At 55.7% G+C, this 17,575-nt stretch carries 14 protein-coding genes; 12 read left to right on the forward strand and 2 right to left on the reverse strand.

The features are described 5' to 3' along the window. The first annotated feature begins 32 nt into the window (after window positions 1–32). The 8 genes from COMA1_RS11910 to COMA1_RS11945 all read left to right on the forward strand — a co-directional run bounded on the left by COMA1_RS11910 (window position 33) and on the right by COMA1_RS11945 (window position 9,279). Window positions 33–611 (forward strand): carbon monoxide dehydrogenase beta subunit family protein, encoded by a 579-nt coding sequence (locus COMA1_RS11910; RefSeq protein WP_090748705.1) that lies wholly within the window; start codon window positions 33–35, stop codon window positions 609–611. 49 nt (window positions 612–660) lie between these two features. After that, the gene (locus COMA1_RS11915; RefSeq protein WP_245631032.1) at window positions 661–1,593 is read left to right on the forward strand and encodes a carboxypeptidase regulatory-like domain-containing protein; all 933 of its coding nucleotides are present in this window, start codon (window positions 661–663) and stop codon (window positions 1,591–1,593) included. Between the two features lie 351 nt (window positions 1,594–1,944). Next, window positions 1,945–3,972, forward strand: a complete 2,028-nt coding sequence (hyfB, locus tag COMA1_RS11920; RefSeq protein WP_090748708.1) for a hydrogenase 4 subunit B — start codon at window positions 1,945–1,947, stop codon at window positions 3,970–3,972. Between the two features lie 3 nt (window positions 3,973–3,975). Next, window positions 3,976–4,926: a respiratory chain complex I subunit 1 family protein gene (locus tag COMA1_RS11925; protein ID WP_090748710.1), complete on the forward strand. Its 951-nt coding sequence runs from the start codon at window positions 3,976–3,978 to the stop codon at window positions 4,924–4,926. Window positions 4,927–4,930: 4 nt separating this feature from the next. After that, window positions 4,931–5,596, forward strand: coding sequence for a hydrogenase (locus COMA1_RS11930; RefSeq protein ID WP_090748712.1), 666 nt, complete (start codon window positions 4,931–4,933; stop codon window positions 5,594–5,596). Between the two features lie 15 nt (window positions 5,597–5,611). Then, window positions 5,612–7,147, forward strand: a complete 1,536-nt coding sequence (locus COMA1_RS11935; protein WP_090748714.1) for a hydrogenase 4 subunit F — start codon at window positions 5,612–5,614, stop codon at window positions 7,145–7,147. 12 nt (window positions 7,148–7,159) lie between these two features. Next, complete coding sequence (locus COMA1_RS11940; RefSeq protein ID WP_090748717.1) at window positions 7,160–8,752, forward strand: hydrogenase large subunit; 1,593 nt, start codon at window positions 7,160–7,162, stop codon at window positions 8,750–8,752. A gap of 11 nt (window positions 8,753–8,763) precedes the next feature. Then, window positions 8,764–9,279, forward strand: a complete 516-nt coding sequence (locus COMA1_RS11945) for an NADH-quinone oxidoreductase subunit B family protein (protein ID WP_090748719.1) — start codon at window positions 8,764–8,766, stop codon at window positions 9,277–9,279. Window positions 9,280–9,380: 101 nt separating this feature from the next. Here the strand turns inward: COMA1_RS11945 and COMA1_RS11950 are convergent, their stop codons facing one another. After that, window positions 9,381–11,693, reverse strand: a complete 2,313-nt coding sequence (locus COMA1_RS11950; RefSeq protein ID WP_090748721.1) for a PAS domain S-box protein — start codon at window positions 11,691–11,693, stop codon at window positions 9,381–9,383. After that, the gene (locus tag COMA1_RS11955; protein WP_090748723.1) at window positions 11,690–13,180 is read right to left on the reverse strand and encodes a phosphatidylglycerol lysyltransferase domain-containing protein; all 1,491 of its coding nucleotides are present in this window, start codon (window positions 13,178–13,180) and stop codon (window positions 11,690–11,692) included. Before COMA1_RS11955 ends, COMA1_RS11950 begins: the two co-directional genes overlap by 4 nt. Window positions 13,181–13,368: 188 nt before the next feature. Between COMA1_RS11955 and COMA1_RS11960 the strand changes: the two genes are divergently transcribed. The 4 genes from COMA1_RS11960 to COMA1_RS11975 all read left to right on the forward strand — a co-directional run bounded on the left by COMA1_RS11960 (window position 13,369) and on the right by COMA1_RS11975 (window position 17,573). Next, on the forward strand, window positions 13,369–14,799 hold the full coding sequence (locus tag COMA1_RS11960; RefSeq protein WP_090748725.1) for a hypothetical protein: 1,431 nt from the start codon (window positions 13,369–13,371) through the stop codon (window positions 14,797–14,799). Between the two features lie 70 nt (window positions 14,800–14,869). After that, the gene (locus COMA1_RS11965) at window positions 14,870–15,208 is read left to right on the forward strand and encodes a glutathione S-transferase N-terminal domain-containing protein (RefSeq protein ID WP_090748727.1); all 339 of its coding nucleotides are present in this window, start codon (window positions 14,870–14,872) and stop codon (window positions 15,206–15,208) included. Between the two features lie 17 nt (window positions 15,209–15,225). Further along, a complete protein-coding gene (locus tag COMA1_RS11970; protein WP_090748729.1) occupies window positions 15,226–16,419 on the forward strand; it encodes a KamA family radical SAM protein in 1,194 nt (397 codons plus the stop codon). Continuing rightward, window positions 16,416–17,573 (forward strand): 2'-deoxycytidine 5'-triphosphate deaminase, encoded by a 1,158-nt coding sequence (locus COMA1_RS11975; protein ID WP_090748731.1) that lies wholly within the window; start codon window positions 16,416–16,418, stop codon window positions 17,571–17,573. Before COMA1_RS11970 ends, COMA1_RS11975 begins: the two co-directional genes overlap by 4 nt. Window positions 17,574–17,575 lie beyond the last annotated feature (2 nt).

A 17,575-nucleotide genomic window follows, 5' to 3' on the forward strand; every position in this document is an offset into this window, starting at 1 on the left:
CTGCATTCACATCGTAGAAAGGAGTCGCCAGAATGAAACCGTATGAAATGACATTGGGGCCGGAAGGATATCTCCCGCCATCCGTCTCGGAACGAGGTGTCGTAGGCCCCTCGAAGGACGAGGGGCTTGTGATGGGGAAACGGGTCCCTGAACAACAGGCCATCGATGAAGCGGCGCGTCGGCTCTTTCAAGCCAGGAATCCCACGATCTTTCCAGGACCGTTGGTGCTTTGGGCCTGGAACCAGCGGGCCATCCGCGAGTCCGAGGTGGTACGGGCGTTGGCCGAAGCGGTTCCGGCCAAGCTCATCCCGATGGCGGATTACCGACCGAAATATCCGAAGATCGTTGCCGAAAAGGAGATCAATCCGAACCACCCCAATCTGACGATTTGGAAAAATAAGATTGATGTCTGTCTCTTCGTCGGTGTCCACTGCCATCAATCCAATATCGCGCTCAAGATCATTCGTGGAGGCACGGATTGTTTCACAATTGCGCTGTGTACCTTCAGTGGAGACGATGAAGCCCACATCACGATCAGAGATTTGACCGCCGACACGATTCAGCGCATCGTCGATTCCGTGTACCGGCAGAAGCGACAGCGGCCTTCCTAGATACCGAGGGCGCTCGATAGTCTCAACACTCATGACGCGAGGTCTTGCGATGCGATACGTTGTACTTCTGGGGCTGATCGGGGTGACGACCGCAATGGGCTCCTCCGCCTGGCCTTATACTGAAGCAATCGTCACGGATGGTGGGCAAGTGAGTGGGACCGTCCGGCTCGAGGGCCACGTTCCAAAACCGAAAGGGTATAACCTCACGACCCTGCCGGATCCGTTCTACTGCGGTCGCATTTCCGATGGGCAAGGCTGGCGCATCTTGCAGCCGTTCAATGTGGGGCCGGCCGGTGCATTCCGAGAGGTCGTCGTCTATCTTGAAGGGGTTGAGAAAGGTAAACCGTTTCACGAGGCGGGCACTCCTCAAATCGAGGCGAAGGATTGTCTGTTCCTCCCATTCACGACGGTAGTGCGAGACGACCAATCGGTGACGGTCGTCAACATGGATCCCGTCATGCACGATATTCAGGCCTATGAAACGTCGCACCTGGGCGCACGGGTGTTATTCAACGTGCCGCTCCCGATGAATCCGCAGCACCCCCGCAACTTTAAGGACCATAGCGAGGCGGCGCTGTACCACAAACATATGGCCGGTGCGCCGACGAAGCAATTGGTCAACCTCAGTAAAGGGCGTCGGATCTTCGTCATGCAGTGCGGGTTTCATGCCTACATGGAGAGTTGGGGGGTGGCCGTCACGAATCCCTACTTTGCGAAGACGGACGAACAGGGGCGGTTCATGATTACGGATGTCCCGCCTGGGGCGTATAAATTAGTCGTCTGGCATCCTTACATTCGGACGGTACATGAGCAGACCGTCACCATCACCCCGAACGGAAGCGTGGAAACAACCATCGTGGTGCAAGCACCGACGGGGAGGCTGTATGCCAACGAGGTATTGGATCATGACTATGTCCGGTACAGCGTGACGGCGGAGCAGAAAAATGAGATCGAGCCGATGATTCATAAACAGGAGCACTAAGAAGCAGGTCGTGTGTTGGAGGCGGAATGCGGAGCGGAGGGTCGACCGAATGACGTCTGACCTCTGGTTCAAGGTCAACAGGAGGCTGATTGTGAACGACGACGATACACGGGCATGGCAAGCTTGGAAGATCACGTGCGGGACGGTGTTGGTCATTGCGCTGTTGTTAACTGTCGTACATCTCGTGATGGGACGTTGAAATAGAGAGTGTGTGCCCCGATGAGCGGTGGCATGCGCACACGGAAAAGCAATGATTTCTCTATCCTCATCTAATACTTTTTAAGGTTGAATCGCATTATCCTATAGACCCTGAGATAATGTGACACGAAGCTGGGGGGTTCAAATGGTCGCATGTTGAATCTGTTATGGATTCTTCTCGGCGGGTATGGGGCCGGGATACTACTTCCCATCTGCCTGCGGGAACGGCCAGAGTCTCAACGTCTCGCGACCAGTGTCGCCGCCATCGTAGCCACCAGTGCTGGTATCGTTTTGGGGCTCCTTGGCCTCATGTCTTCGGAACCCGTCATAGCCTCTTTCTCCTCCACCATCCCTCTGCTCACCGTAGCCATTCGACTCGACCCACTCTCTGCATTCTTCGTCTTGACGATCTCCCTGGTCGGTTTCGCCACGTCGATCTATGCCATCGGATATCTTCGGCATTTAGAGCGGTTTGCATCGACTTCCACGCTCGGAGCGCTCTTTAACGCCTATCTCCTCTGTATGACGTTCGTCGTCCTGGCGGACAACGGATTCTTCTTTTTGCTCATCTGGGAACTGATGTCGCTGTTGTCCTATTTTCTCGTGGTCACTGAGCACGAGAAGGCGGAGGTGCGGTACGCGGGATTGTTCTATGTGATCATGACGCATATCGGAACTGCGTTCATTGTCGTAGCGTTCCTGATCTTCTATCAGAGTGCCGGATCATTCTCCTTTGAAGCCTTCCGGCATCCGGAGCGCCCTTTACCCGAAGGTATGCGAACGCTCGTGTTTCTCTTGATGTTGATCGGGTTCGGCACAAAGGCCGGCATCGTGCCGCTCCATGTGTGGTTGCCCTATGCGCATCCGGTGGCACCGTCTCATGTCTCAGCCGTGATGTCCGGTGTCATGATTAAGACCGCGATCTATGGTCTGATCCGAGTGTATTTTGATTTCTTCGGTGGGCAGTTCCCGTGGTGGTGGGGGTTTGTTGTCCTGTTCCTCGGGGCGACATCTGCGTTACTCGGCGTGATGTACGCGTTGATGGAACATGACCTCAAGAGGCTCCTCGCATTTCATAGTGTGGAAAACATCGGCATCATCCTGTTGGGTATCGGAGCCGGTATGATCTTTCAGTCCTACGGATTGAAAGCACTGGCCGCTCTTGGAGTCCTGGCAGGGCTCTACCATACGATTAATCACGCCCTGTTCAAGGCCTTACTGTTCTTAGGAGCCGGCTCACTGCTCTATGCCACCCATACGCGCAATATGGAAGAGTACGGCGGATTACTTCGGCGTATGCCTTGGACAGGTGGCTTCTTCTTGATCGGGGCTGTATCGATCTCGGCTCTGCCTCCAACAAATGGGTTCGTGAGCGAATGGCTGGTATTCCAAAGTCTCTTTCTGAGCTTTCAAATTCCGACGGTGTTTCTCAAGCTGATGCTGCCGATTGCGGCAACGATCTTGGCCCTCACCGGCGTCCTGGCCCTGGCCTGCTTTGCAAAGGCGTTCGGCATTGCGTTTCTTGCACAGCCACGAAGTACGCACGCCCGTCATGCTGAGGAAGTTCCAATTCCGATGCGCATTGGGATGGGTATCCTGGCCACCCTTTGCGTAGCGTTGGGCATTGCCCCGATGGTGGTGGTGCCGCTGTTGGATCGCGTTGTCGCCCCTCTGACAGGGATATCGATCACAAGCAAGGTCTTGGCGATCGATGGATGGGCGCTGGCCCCGGTGAATGTCGAATTCTCAAGCCTGTCCACGCCGGTACTTGCGTTGATGCTTATCGTGCTGGCGATGTTGGGGTTAGGACTCGCCGTCGCACTCGGAGGTCGTCTGCAAAAACGGCATTCTAAGACGTGGGGCTGTGGGATTAACCTTACACCTCGGATGGAATATACCGCGACCGGTTTCGTCCAGCCGATCAAACGAGTATTCAGTACGATCTATCAGCCGACGGTGAAACTCGAAACGGAGTTTCTTGCCGAGTCACGATACTTCGCCAAACGGCGACACTTTGAATTCCACATTGAACCGATCTTCGAGAAATATCTTTACGAACCCTTAGTGGCATTCTTTGCGACGCTGGCCGACCGCCTGAAAGTCATCCAGGCAGGCGGTCTCCATCTCTACCTGACCTATATATTCGTGACCTTGATCGCCTTGCTGTTGCTCGCGGTGTAGCCGATGCTTCAATTGATCATCCTCCTCGTGGCTCAAACAACAGTCTTATTGGCCATCTCCCCGTTTCTCGTGGGGCTCATTCGGAAGGTCAAAGCACGATTGCAATTGCGGCGGGGCGCCAGCCTCTTCCAGCCGTACGCCGATTTGGCGAAGCTCTTCCACAAGCAGCCGGTGATCTCGACCACCACCTCATGGATCTTCACGGCGACGCCGTATATCGTATTTGCCTCAATTTTGACTGCGGGTCTGCTGGTCCCGACGTTCACCTCGCAGACGCCCATGAATTTTGCGGGAAATATCATTGCGCTGGTGTATCTCCTGGCGGTGGGCACGTTTTTCTTGATTCTCGCGGGACTCGATGCTGGGTCGGCCTTTGGCGGGATGGGAAGCAGCCGGGAAGCGATCGTGGCATCGCTGACCGAGCCGGCTATGATGCTCGCGATCTTTGCCATTGCTCTGACGAATGGGTCCACAAATGTGAGCACCATCGTCCATAAAACCGCGCTGTTGGAAGGTATCGTCACGGACCCGTCACCGCATCTCATGGCGTTGGCCGCCCTCTTCATCGTGGCACTCGCCGAGACAGGACGGGTGCCGGTCGACAATCCTGCGACACACCTGGAACTCACCATGATTCATGAAGCAATGCTCCTTGAATACTCAGGGCGCTATCTCGCCTTACTCGAATGGGCAGCCGGGCTGAAACTGGCAGTGTTCCTCTCTTTGATCGCCAACGTCTTCGCGCCATGGGGCATCGCGACGACCGTCACCCCCGCCGCGATGGGAATCGGGCTCCTGGTGTACGTGGTGAAAACCGCGGCACTTGCGGTGGTCATCGGAGTCATCGAATGCATGTTCTCCAAATTGCGGTTATTTCGGGTGACGGATCTGCTGGGCGTGGCGTTCATCCTCGCGCTGCTCGGGTTGCTGTTCTTCTATATTCTTCGGAGCTGAACGGATGCAGGGGCTTTCGTCTATTGGATTACAACTGGTCGACCTATGCTCGGCCTTGCTCTTGCTGACCTGTTTCGCGATTGTGGCGCAACGGCGGCTCTCGGCCTGTGTCGACCTGTTCGCCCTGCAGTCGGCCTTTCTCGTCGTCACCGCAGCGCTGGTCGCCTATCTGACGGGAAACCAACACATCTACATTGCGGCGGGACTGACCGGCATCATTAAAGTGATCGTCATTCCTCGAGTCCTCAAGAAAGTCATTGATCGCCTCAACGTCAAACGGGAACTGGTGATGCACGTGAACGTGCCGACCGGTCTATTGATTTGCGGTGGACTGGTCATGTTGGCATTTTTCATCGCGCAGCCGATCATTCCGCTGGGATCACTCCTCACGCGAGATTCTTTAGCCATCGCCCTCGCGATCGTACTCATCGGATTGTTTACGATGATCGCGAGACAAAAGGCGGTCTCCCAACTGATCGGCTTCCTCGTCCTGGAAAACGGGCTGTTTTTGGGTGCCACCGCCGCCACCCATGGCATGCCGTTGGTCGTCGAATTGGGCGTGTTCTTTGATGTGCTCATTGCGACATTGATCGCGGGAATCTATACGAATCGCTTACAAGATGCATTCGACAGTGTGGATACGGACCGACTCACCGTCCTGAAAGAATAGACGAGGCTTTCCTTGATGATCGCAGTCATGGTCTTGTTGATCGCTCCGCTTTTCGCGGGAGGACTAAGCCTGGTCGTCCACCGCTCTACATGGCTTCATGGGATCAATCTCGCAAGTATGGGTGCGCTCGTCACGGCAGAAGTGGTGATCACCCAAACCGTGCTGAGGAACGGTCCCGTGACGGCATTGGGCCAGTTGGTCTATCTCGACGCATTGTCGACCTTCATTCTATTCATTATTGGAGTGGTCGGACTGGCCTGTTCGTTCTATATGCGTTCGTACATGGACGAACAAGTCGTGCGGGGCGTGATCGCGCCCGGACGTCTCAACCTGTTCTTTTTTCTCTTCCATATGTTTCTCCTTGCCATGGTGGTTGCGACCATTGCGAACAGCGTCGGGGTCCAGTGGGTGGCCATCGAGGCGACGACGCTCGCGACCACCTTTCTGATTGCGTTTTGGAGGCGACGAGAGTCGCTGGAAGCCGGATGGAAATACCTCATTTTATGTTCGGTCGGCATTTCGCTCGCCTTGTTCGGCGTCGTGCTGTTGTATTACTCATCACTCCATGTGCTGAGCGATGCGAGTCAAGGGTTGAACGTGACGGAGCTACTTCCTGTGGCTGATCGGCTCAATCCCCAGGTGCTCAAGTTGGCCTTCATCTTCATCCTGGTTGGGTATGGCACCAAGGTGGGACTCGTCCCGATGCATAGTTGGCTGCCGGATGCCTACACAGAGGCCCCGGCGCCGGTCGTCGCCATGCTCGCCGGTGTTCTCGAAGTGGTTGCAGCCTATGCCATCCTACGGGTAAGAGTCATCGTTGACCACGCCGTTCCGTTTGCCTTTGCTGGTGGACTGTTGGCATTGCTTGGCTTTGCTTCATTTGTGACGGCGGCGTTCTTCATCCTCATCCAGCACAACTATAAGCGGCTGTTTGCCTATTCCAGCATCGAGCATATGGGTATTGCCATGATTGGGTTTGGGGTCGGAGGTGCGCTGGGAACCTTCGGAGGTCTGTTTCATCTCTTGAATCACGCCTTGGCGAAATCGATGGCTTTTTTTGCTGCGGGTAACATTCACCGTCGCTTTCACACCGTGGAAATCGCCGAGGTACAAGGGTTGGCCATGGCGCAACCTTGGACGGCCATGGCACTGATGATATCGGGATTGGCCTTATCGGCGCTTCCACCGTTTGCGGCATTTGGCAGCGAAGTCCAGATTCTCACGGCTTTGGCTTCGCAGGGGGTTCCGGGAACGGAGTTTGCCGGCACCGAGGGCATGGTAACGGTGACCTTATCGGATCAATTCGTTCGGATCGCACTCGCTTCAGTCTTTCTGGTCTCCGCGGTTCTTTCGTTCGGCGGACTACTGTATCGCATCACCGGAATGGTGTGGGGGACACCGCCTGAGGGAATTGTCCGGGGAGAAATCTGGACACTCGGCCATCTACCGATCATTCTGCTTACCGGAGCGCTTATTGGATTCAGCGTGTTTCTGCCCCAGCCCATACAACAACTCTTGGAACAAGCGACCAGAATTCTGGTGGTTCAATAGGAGAGGTTGAGCATGACCAAGACCGAGTTCTCTGACGATCTGCTCACAACTGCGTTCCCGAGTATTCTGAAGAATCGCCCGATCTGTGCGCAGTCTTCACATTTCGCGGTCCCCAAGGACCTTGTGCCGGCGATCACCCACTACATTCATACCCAACCGAGCTTGCGTGGCCGTTTGACGCTCCTATGGGCCTGTGATTATCGCCCCGTTCGTGAGACCTATGGGCTCTACTACTTGTTCACGCTAGAGCGTTCTCACCACTGGGTGGTATTGTCCACCGAAACGGCAGGCACCGATCGACTGTTTCCGTCTATTACCCCCCATCTTCATGCCGCGCAGTGGTATGAGCGAGAGATCCGCGACATGTTCGGGTTGATTCCCCAAGGGCACCCTGATCTGCGGCGTCTGGTACGTCATGAACATTGGCGAAAAGGGACACACCCGCTCAGAAAAGACTTCTCCTGGGACGCCACGCTGGGTCGACAGCAGGGTGAACATCACTTCCGCCATATTGAAGGAGAAGGGGTATTTGAAGTGCCGGTGGGACCCATCCATGCCGGGATCATTGAGTCGGGACATTTTCGGTTTTCCGTGGCCGGTGAACCGATTATGCAACTCGAGCTACGTCATTTTTGGAAACACCGTGGTGTGGAGAAACTTTTTGAGCAACAGCTGCTGATTGATGCGGTGCCGCTGGCGGAACGCGTGTCCGGAGATACGACAGTCGGGCACGCACTCGCCTATTGCCAGGCCGTAGAAGCACTCCTACACCTTGAAGTACCTCGGCGCGCCAAGTACCTCCGCGCGCTCTTTTTAGAACTCGAACGACTGTACAATCATCTCGGCGACATTGGAGCCATGTGCAATGACACAGCCTATGCGCTCGCTCACGCCCATTGTGGCCGTATGAAGGAACAGATTATGCAGCTCAATGATCGGTTGACAGGGTCTCGGTTCCTTCGAGGCGTCATCCAAGTGGGAGGAGTGACCCGGGACATAGAGAACACCCAACTCGCCAAGATTGTCGAGGAACTGACCCGAATCCAGTCCGACTTCTCCGAAGTGGGGGCCATCATTTTTGCGAACGCCTCCCTCACCGATCGGTTGGAGACGACAGGGATTCTCAATGAGCAAACGGCATGGGATCATGCAGTGATCGGCATCGTAGGCCGGGCATCGGGCATGAATTATGATCTCAGGCGTGATCGGCCGTTCGCCGCATATGACGAACTACCCGTAAATGTGGCCCTCTATCGCTACGGTGACGCGAGGGCCAGGTTACGCGTTCGCGGCGATGAGATCCATGAATCCATTCGGCTCATTCGCGAAATGCGCGATAAGATTCCGGACGGTCCGATTGCCGGTCAACCCAGTTCTTCGCCGAATCCCGGCGACTGGACACTGGCAGCGGTTGAAGGGTGGCGCGGCGAGATTCTGTATATGGTGATGGCAGGGGAAGACGGCCGGATTCATCGGTGCAAGGTCCGCGACCCGTCCTTTGTGAACTGGCCTGCTATTCAATGGGCGGTACTGGGCAATATTATCCCGGACTTTCCACTCATCAACAAGAGCTTCAACCTCTCATACGCCGGGAATGATCTGTAGGGAGACCGAACATGTTCCGTATCATCAAAAAGAGTCTGAAGATCGGAGTCGTGACGGGTCGTTATCAAAAAGCTGATAGGGCTGCTGTACCAGTGCCCCCTGAAGCGAAGGACAAGACAAGACCCTTCAAACGATCCCTCGCGATCCGTGAAGTGGATACCGGATCCTGCAACGCCTGTGAAATGGAAATGAACGCGCTCTTGAACCCCGTGTACGATGCTGAACGGTTCGGTATTCACATCGCCGCGTCGCCACGTCATGCGGATGCGTTGGTCGTCACGGGACCCGTCACTGTCAACATGGAGCGGGCGTTGAAAGATGTGCACAGGCAAACGCCTGATCCGAAGATCGTCATTGCGCTCGGCGACTGTGCAATCAACTGCGGCCTATTCAAAGGCAGCTATGCGGTTACGGGTCCGGTCGATCGTCATATTCCCGTCGATGTCAGAATTTCTGGTTGCCCGCCGCGTCCAGCAGAAATTCTTGAGGCATTGTCGGAATTGCGAGGAAATGGCCAGAAGGCGTAGCGGTGAAAAGTCTGGCATCGATCTGACGGGCCACGGTCGGTATAGGACCTGCGACAGGGTTGAACGTTAAGGAGTACGGGCACAGTTTTTTCAACAGCCCACTACGTCACCTTCTTGCCGTCAAGCACTTCTCGAACTTTCTGGGTGAGCACATTCGGCGTAAACGGTTTATGGAGAAAGGCGGTGTCCCGCCTGACCCCTCCCTGGTCGAACACCGGATGGTCAGGGTATCCCGACATGTAGAGAACCTTGAGCTCAGGCCGCACGACCGTCAACTTCTCCGCCACCTCCGGCCCACTCATCTGTGGCATCGCCACGTCGGTCAAGAGCAGATGGATCTGCCCCAAATGCTTGGCGCCCGTCAGAAGCGCCTCAATGCCGTGACGCGCGACCAACACCTCATACCCACTGAGGCGCAGGGTCTCCTGCACAAGGCCTCGAACCGATGGATCATCCTCGACCACCAGAATCGTCTCTCGTCCGGTCGCTCGACTGATCGATCCTCCGACGGTCGGAGCCGTCTGAACGGCCTCGTTCACTTTTGGAAAGAAAATCTTGCAGACAGTTCCCTGCCCCATCTTGCTCTCGATCGCGATCGTCCCCCCGCTTTGCTTCACGATCCCGTACACCGTCGACAACCCAAGCCCCGTCCCCTTCCCCTTTTCTTTCGTGGTAAAAAACGGCTCAAACAGATGTGATTGCGTTTCTTCACTCATGCCATGACCCGTATCCCGCATCTCAAGGAGCACGTAGGGACCTGGCTCAAGCATCACCGCATGACGGCGACTGCCCTTCCCGATGGTCACGTTCTTCGTCTGGATGGTCAGCTTCCCTCCCGTCGGCATGGCATCCCGGGCATTGACCGCCAGATTCATAATCACCTGCTCGATTTGTCCTGGATCCGCCTTAATGGCCCAGAGCTTCTGATCCAGATCTTCGGAAAGTTCGACGACGTCCTCTCCCAGAAGTCGTCTCAACATCTGATCCATATTCATGACCAGTGCATTCAAGTCCAGGACCTTCGCCGCCACAAATTGGCGCCGGCTGAACGCCAGTAGCTGGCTGGTCAAGCCTGCCGCCCGATCCGCAGCCTTCTTCACTTCATCCATCTCCCGTCGTGCCGGATCCCCTGGTGCCAAGCGACTCAAAATCAACTCGCTATAGCCGCGAATGACCGTCAATAAGTTATTAAAATCATGGGCCACACCACCGGCGAGCCGCCCGACGGCCTCCATCTTTTGGGCTTGCCGGAGTTGCGCCTCAGTCTGGCGTAAGGCCTCCTCGGCTCTCGTCCGCTCCCCGAATTGCCCGATCTTCAACCCGACATCGGCGATCATGCTGATTAACTCATTGTCCGACTCACGGACCTGATGGCTGAAAAACTCGATCACCCCCTCGATGTCCCCGCCGATACGGATCGGAAAACCGAAGGCGCTCCGCACACCCGTCTTAGCAGCCAGATCAGCCCGAATAAAGGCGGGCTCCGTCGTCACATCTCTGACCCAGACAGGACTTCCGCTCTCGAGAATCCTACCTGGTAATCCCACTCCCGGCTTGAAGACTTGAGACTGTACCCCGGTAATGAAAGCATCGGTCACACCCGTTTCGACTTGCCAATGATTGAGACAGCGCAAGGTCCCCGACTGTTTTTCCAGTCTCCAAAAGACCCCCAGGTCCCATTCCAGACTCTCACCGACTGCTTGGATAATTTTCGGAACCGCTTGCTCCAGTGTGATCGATTCCGAAAGCACCCGCGTCACCGCATATTGGGAAGCCAGACGTCGTTCAGCTTGACGGCGATCCGTGATATCGCGGACAAACGCACTGAAGATATAGGTTTCCCCGATCCGTGCCGGAGAGACGGCCAGCTCGACCGGAAACTCATGACCGTCCCGATGCCGTGCCGCAATCTCGATCCGCCGATTCAGCACCGGGCCGACACCGGTCTTGAGATACTCTCGGATCCCACCGGCATGGGCCTCCCGGTCACGTTCCGGAATAATGGTCTCGGACAGCAATCTCCCCATCGCCTCTTCTCTCGCCCATCCAAAAATGGCCGTGGCCTGCGCATTCCACTCCGTCACGATACCGGCCGCATCGATCGTAATCACCCCATCAAGAGCCGTATCGACGATGGCCCGATTCCGTTCCTGGCTCTGCAGCAACGCCGCTTCCGCGGCACGAGCCCACGCACTTTCTTGCTGGGCTTGCCGATATTCTGCCCGTAATCGACTGGTCGACCAGAGTAATAACACCAGAAGGGGAAGCCAGACGGCGGCAACGATGCCCCGCTCCACACGGGCGAGCATGAACGTCCCCACCCCAAGCGTAGTCAGCGTGAGAAGAACCATCACAAAGGTGATCCATTCATAGCGCCGAGTCGTTGAGGCTGTTCGCTCTTCCGAATGCGTCATGCGGCCTCCCTTGTTACGATCCAGGTCGCCAAGACCGAGGTTGGGTGATAGGCTGACTTTGCCGCACGCAGCCCTGGAAGCCCGGCATCATCCATGGCATTGATCCACACCGCTCCTTGCGCCGACGCCATGCGACAGGTTTCTCGGAAGACCCATTGGGCGAGACCGGGGATGGTGCGGTCCGCCACTTCAAAAAGAATGCACCAGGTGTGTGGCGTCAACCAGTACCCAAACGTGTACGCCGCGAGATCGTTATTAACCTTGCCCACGGTGCCCGACAGACCAATCTGGTCATATTCTTGAAAGACACGAGCATGGGCGGATTCCGCATCCTCCAAAAGCAACATCCCCATCTGATCGAGCTGCCCTCGGCGCTTCTGGTCAGCCCACCGTCGATGCAATGCCATACAGGCCTCACGATGTTCACTCCGGTACGGCTCGATCGTGATCGTCTGTTCCCGCGCTGCTCGATTGCAGAGCGCGCGCTGAGATTTATAGGAATCGCCCGCCAGAGTGGCCAGCGTCGATGCAGAATACAGGTAGTCACCGTCTTTCTTGTAGAATTGACATCCCTCGATACTCAATAGCTGTCGTTGCGCATCCGTCACATTTTCAATCCGACTCACCGGTGACGGTCCGTTCCATCGACGCATCAGCCCGAAGGCGTCATCCACGGATTGATCCAAGGGCCCTGGCCCGATCGGCGGCAGCGGCATGAACCATCCATCAGGAGATTGGGCAAAGAGAAACAAGGTATCAGCCCTGTCCAACCACCAACAGGGCAGCAATGAGGTCCAGATGTAATGATAGGGAAAGGCAAAAGCCGCCGGCGTGTCGTCCCGAAGTACCTGCGCTTGTTCAAGCGCCTTTGCCATATGCGATGCATTTAACAGAGTAAGTGGCTGGAGCCGCGGATCGATTTGTGCCGCTCGAATGCGTACCGTCACTTTCGGCAGTGGCTTCAGCACCACCACGTCATCCTGAAATCGTCCGATCAGTCGAGGATTCGCAGCCAGCTGTTCGATCATCGCGTCGCTCTGCAATACCTGGTCAACCTGTTCGGCATAGCCCTGAATCGAACGAGAAGGCTCGTCCCGCATGAACGGGCATTTCGTGTCCCAACCAAGGAGCACCTCTTGGCCGGATGCATCCCACATCAAGGCCAGTGGATACAGCTGACAGTCCAAGGGCCGGGCGTTGTAGATTCCACACTGACCAGACGCTGCATCAAAAGCCGGACAGAGATACCCTTCGCCATGTGGGTGCTTGACGAGATCGATTTGTGAACCAGACTTGTCTGGAAAGAGCGAATGCGGTACGCCGTGCGCCACGGCTTTAGTGATTTCTTGTCTCGTAAAGTAGGGACGAAGAAAACTATCCGCTTCTGGGAAACGGCAACAGACATCGCAGCGAAAACAGGTCGAGCCAGGTACGAGTTGTGGTAGGGGTTTTGTCAATTGTTTGGAATCCGTCGCGATGAGATCCATCGGGTCCCAATCATACGACGCATGCCCAAAGGTAGCAAGGAAGGGGTGCTTCCGAATCTATGGAGGCTGTACCTTTCTTGTCGCCTTACGAACCTCTTGTCGGGCATGGCACTGCGTGTTAGCATCTGGCTTCTCGCGGATTACCACAGTGTGTCCCGTATCTCGGACAAGAGGAAAGGATCCGTTCATTGGCACAAGCTGAGTCCGTCTGTCCCGGGCTTTCGACTGAAACGGCACTCGACCGCTGCGAAGCCATTCGGACACAACTCCAGAGCGCCAATCTGTTCGGCTCAGCTCCGTCATGGCGAGTCAGCCCCTGCCCGTTTTACCTGTCTACCGATCAATTGCAGTTCTTCACCGAGCTGGGGCCACATCTGCTCGCGTTCTATCGAGGGATGAATCGGCTTTACCAGGAGAGCGTCAAAGGAGCTCAACCGACATGGGTCGCCAAGTACCTCGACCAAGGGAAACCGGAAGCGCTCATACAGTATAGCCGGATGAAGCGGTTTCGCGATGCGCTGCCCGCCGTCATCAGGCCGGACATCATTCCGACGCAGGATGGTATGGTGATCACCGAGCTCGATTCGGTGCCTGGAGGCATTGGACTCACAGCCTGCCTGACTCAGCTCTATCACGACCTTGAGCCCAATCAATCCAGCCTCGTCGGAGGACGGAATGGGATGGCCCATGGGTTTGCCAGGATGCTGAAAACCATTCAACAGCAACGCGAAGGGTGCATTGCTATCCTCGTTTCAGAAGAATCCAAGGACTATCGTCCGGAAATGTCTTGGCTGGCTGCTCAGCTCCGAAACGAAGGAGTTCCCACCTGGTGCATTGAACCTCGTGAGGTGATCTTTACAGAAGAAGGTCTTCGGTGTCGTCCCGACGGCAAGGAGCACACGATTGCTGTCCTCTATCGGTTTTATGAGCTATTCGACTTGTTGAATATTCCCAAGGCCGAGCTCATCCAATACGCCGGGAAAAAAGATCGAGTCTCTATTACCCCTCCCTATAAACCGGCCCTTGAGGAGAAATCGGCTTTTGCGCTTCTCCATCACCCTATCTTGAGACCGTTCTGGGAACACGCACTGGGCTCCGACTGTTTGCGACATCTGCAAACGACTATGCCCAAGACTTGGCTGCTCGACCCAACTCCCCTCCCGGCCATCGCAACGATTCCAGACCTGTCCGTGGGAGGGCACTCGGTAGCACAATGGACAGCACTCGAAGGGGCGACACAAAAAGAACGCCATTTTGTCATCAAACCATCAGGATTTTCTGAGCTCGCGTGGGGAAGCCGAGGTGTCTCGATCGGACATGATCTTTCTCAGACCGAATGGAACCAGGCGCTTCGCACCGCACTCGCCGCCTTCCCGACGACGCCTTACATCCTGCAGGAATTCCATAAGGGTCGATTGTTTGACATGGATTTCATGGATGATGCCTCTCAGACCATGGTCCGCATGTCGGGTCGCGCTCGACTTTCCCCCTATTATTTTGTGTCCGATGGAACGGTTGAACTCGCCGGTATTCTGGCTACCGTCTGTCCGTCCGATAAAAAGATTCTTCATGGGATGAAGGACGCCATTATGGTCCCCTGTGCCGTTCGACCGGAGTAATACACGCCTTGTCTTCTCCCATAAATTGACCGTTTCACTTTCTCACTTTTCCTGGTAGCCTTATGCGAACATGGCCATGACGCTCTTTCATGTCGACTGGTGTCCAGACTGTCTTGTGGTTCGCCGCAAGCTGACCGACTTGGGAGTGACCTATGACGCCGTCGTTGTGCCGGACAGCAGACGCATGCGCACGCAGGTGTATGAGGTTTCCGGTCAATACTATGTGCCCGTCCTGAAGGACGGAGATCTCGTCCTGACGGAAACCGCCGATATTCTGACCTATCTCGACGAGCGAGCCAAAGCGGACAACACAGGAATTCCGGCATCCACACAGTTTCAATCGCAAGCCCGGACAACACCCGACGAACCAAGCCCAGACGACGAGCATCCGTCTTGCCGGATCACCTGATCACCCAAGGACCTTTTATGGAAGACTGGCAGAAAGTCCTGGCAAAGAGCATCGTGAAGCCCAAAGACCTGGCCAAGCGGTTCGGCCTGGATGAACAAGAGATCGAAGCCATTGTCGGTCCCTACCCCATGCGCATTACGCCGACTGTCCTCGAGACAATCAAGTCGAAGGATGACGCGATCTGGAAACAGGTGGTTCCAGATATCACGGAATTAGACGACATCGCGGCGGACGACGATCCGCTCGAAGAAGACCTCATGAGCCCGGTGCCCCACCTGGTGCATCGCTACCCGGATCGCGTGTTGCTCATGGTGACCAACCAATGTCCGATCTACTGTCGGTTCTGCACCAGAAAACGATTGGTCGGGAAACCCGGTTTTCTGAAAAAGGGTGAGCTGGACCGTGCGATTCAGTACCTGCGTGAACATAACGAGGTCCGTGATGTCATCCTGTCGGGAGGGGACCCCCTCCTGCTGCCCGATCATCTCCTTGATCGAATCCTGAAAGCGCTTCGGACAATTCCCCACTTGGAGCTCATACGGATCGGCTCACGAGTCCCCGGCAGTTTACCTCAGCGCATCACGTCTCGACTCTGTGAAATCGTCAAACAGTACCACCCGATCTACATGAATCTGCATTTCAACCATCCCGATGAGCTGACACCGGACGTGAAGGCTGCCTGTGGTCGTCTCGCTGATGCCGGCGTTCCACTCGGCTCCCAAACCGTCCTCCTCAAAGGCGTGAATGACGATCCGGAGATTATGAAGCAACTGGTCCATCAGCTTCTTCTTGCGCGAGTGAAACCCTATTATCTCTATCAGGCTGACTTGACCAAGGGAACGAACCATTTCCGCACAACGGTCGAAACGGGACTCAGGATCATCAAGGCGCTGCAAGGGCATACCAGCGGCATGGCCGTCCCTCACTTTGTGATTGATGCGCCGGGAGGAGGAGGCAAGATTCCTTTGTTGCCCGACAACTACCTGGTGCATCTGGATGAGGACGGGGCCGTTCTCCGCAACTACGAGAACAAGACCTTCCACTACCCCCAACCAAAGGCAGACGGTCGACGGGAACTCCCCATGGTTGGTGTAGGTTCCGCTGTCGACCAGACCGAAGAAGCCTATGCGACTTGCGGGGACAGCTATCCCGATCGCGACGGCTACGCCATGTGGGGAAACAGCTGCGGCGGAGATGCGGACGAGCTGTGACGACTCATTCACCCCGATCCGGGATTTTTCCCTATCAAGACATCAGGCGGTTGATCGCCAGCGGCGCCATCAGTGCCGCTCCAGCGATTGAAGACCGACAGATTCAACCAGCCAGTCTCGACCTCCGTCTCGGCCGCAAAGCCTACCGATTGATCAGCAGTTTCTTGCCGGAACTATCGGCGATCTCCTCCCGCTTGAATGTCATGGATTTCTATCAGTCGGATCTCGTGATGTACGAAATGGATCTGAGCGACGGCGCCATTCTCGAAAAAGGCCACGTCTATCTTGTTCCATTACTGGAAGAATTGGCGCTCCCTAAAACGATCCGTGCACGGGCGAATCCGAAGAGCACAACCGGTCGCCTGGATGTGTTCACCCGCGTGGTGACGGATCTCACTTCGGGATTCGATGAAATCCGAGCAGGCTATCAAGGGCAACTATTCCTCGAAGTAGTTCCCCGCTCATTTGCCATCAAAGTTCGTACCGGACAGTCGCTGAACCAAGTCCGATTTGTGCGTGGCGAGGCGACGGTTTCAGACCGGTCCCTTCATGCCCTCCACCGGACGACGCCGTTGCTGTATCACAACGTGGCGCCCACGAAGCGCATAGGCAATCAAGATGTTCGTGCTGAACGGGGTCTGTTCCTTCGCATTGATCTCACCGGTGGGGATCAGCGAGATTCCCGCGTGATCGGATACCGGGCGAAGAAGAATAGTCATGTCATTGACCTCGCCAAAGTGGGACATTATGCTGCAGCTGACTTCTGGGAGCCGCTCTACCGGCATCGTCACGACAGCTTGCTATTGGAGCCGGAAGAGTTTTATATCCTTGTGTCTAAAGAGCGCATCCGAGTGCCTCCCGGCTATGCCGCGGAAATGGTGGCGTACGAAGCAGCCTGTGGTGAGCTCCGGACCCACTATGCAGGGTTTTTCGACCCGGGCTTTGGGTATGGGTCAAAAGGTGAGATCAAAGGCACACAGGTCGTCTTGGAGGTTCGTCCGCACGACGTGCCGTTTTTGATCCACGATGGACAAACGTTTTTTAAAGTTCTCTATGAAGCCATGATGACGAACCCGATACAGCTCTATGGATCAGGCTTAGGCTCTTCCTATCAACGGCAGGCCCTCACGCTCAGCAAACATTTCAAGATCTAACC

Source organism: Candidatus Nitrospira nitrosa, assembly GCF_001458735.1.
In the GTDB taxonomy this organism is placed as follows: Bacteria; Nitrospirota; Nitrospiria; order Nitrospirales; family Nitrospiraceae; genus Nitrospira_D; species Nitrospira_D nitrosa.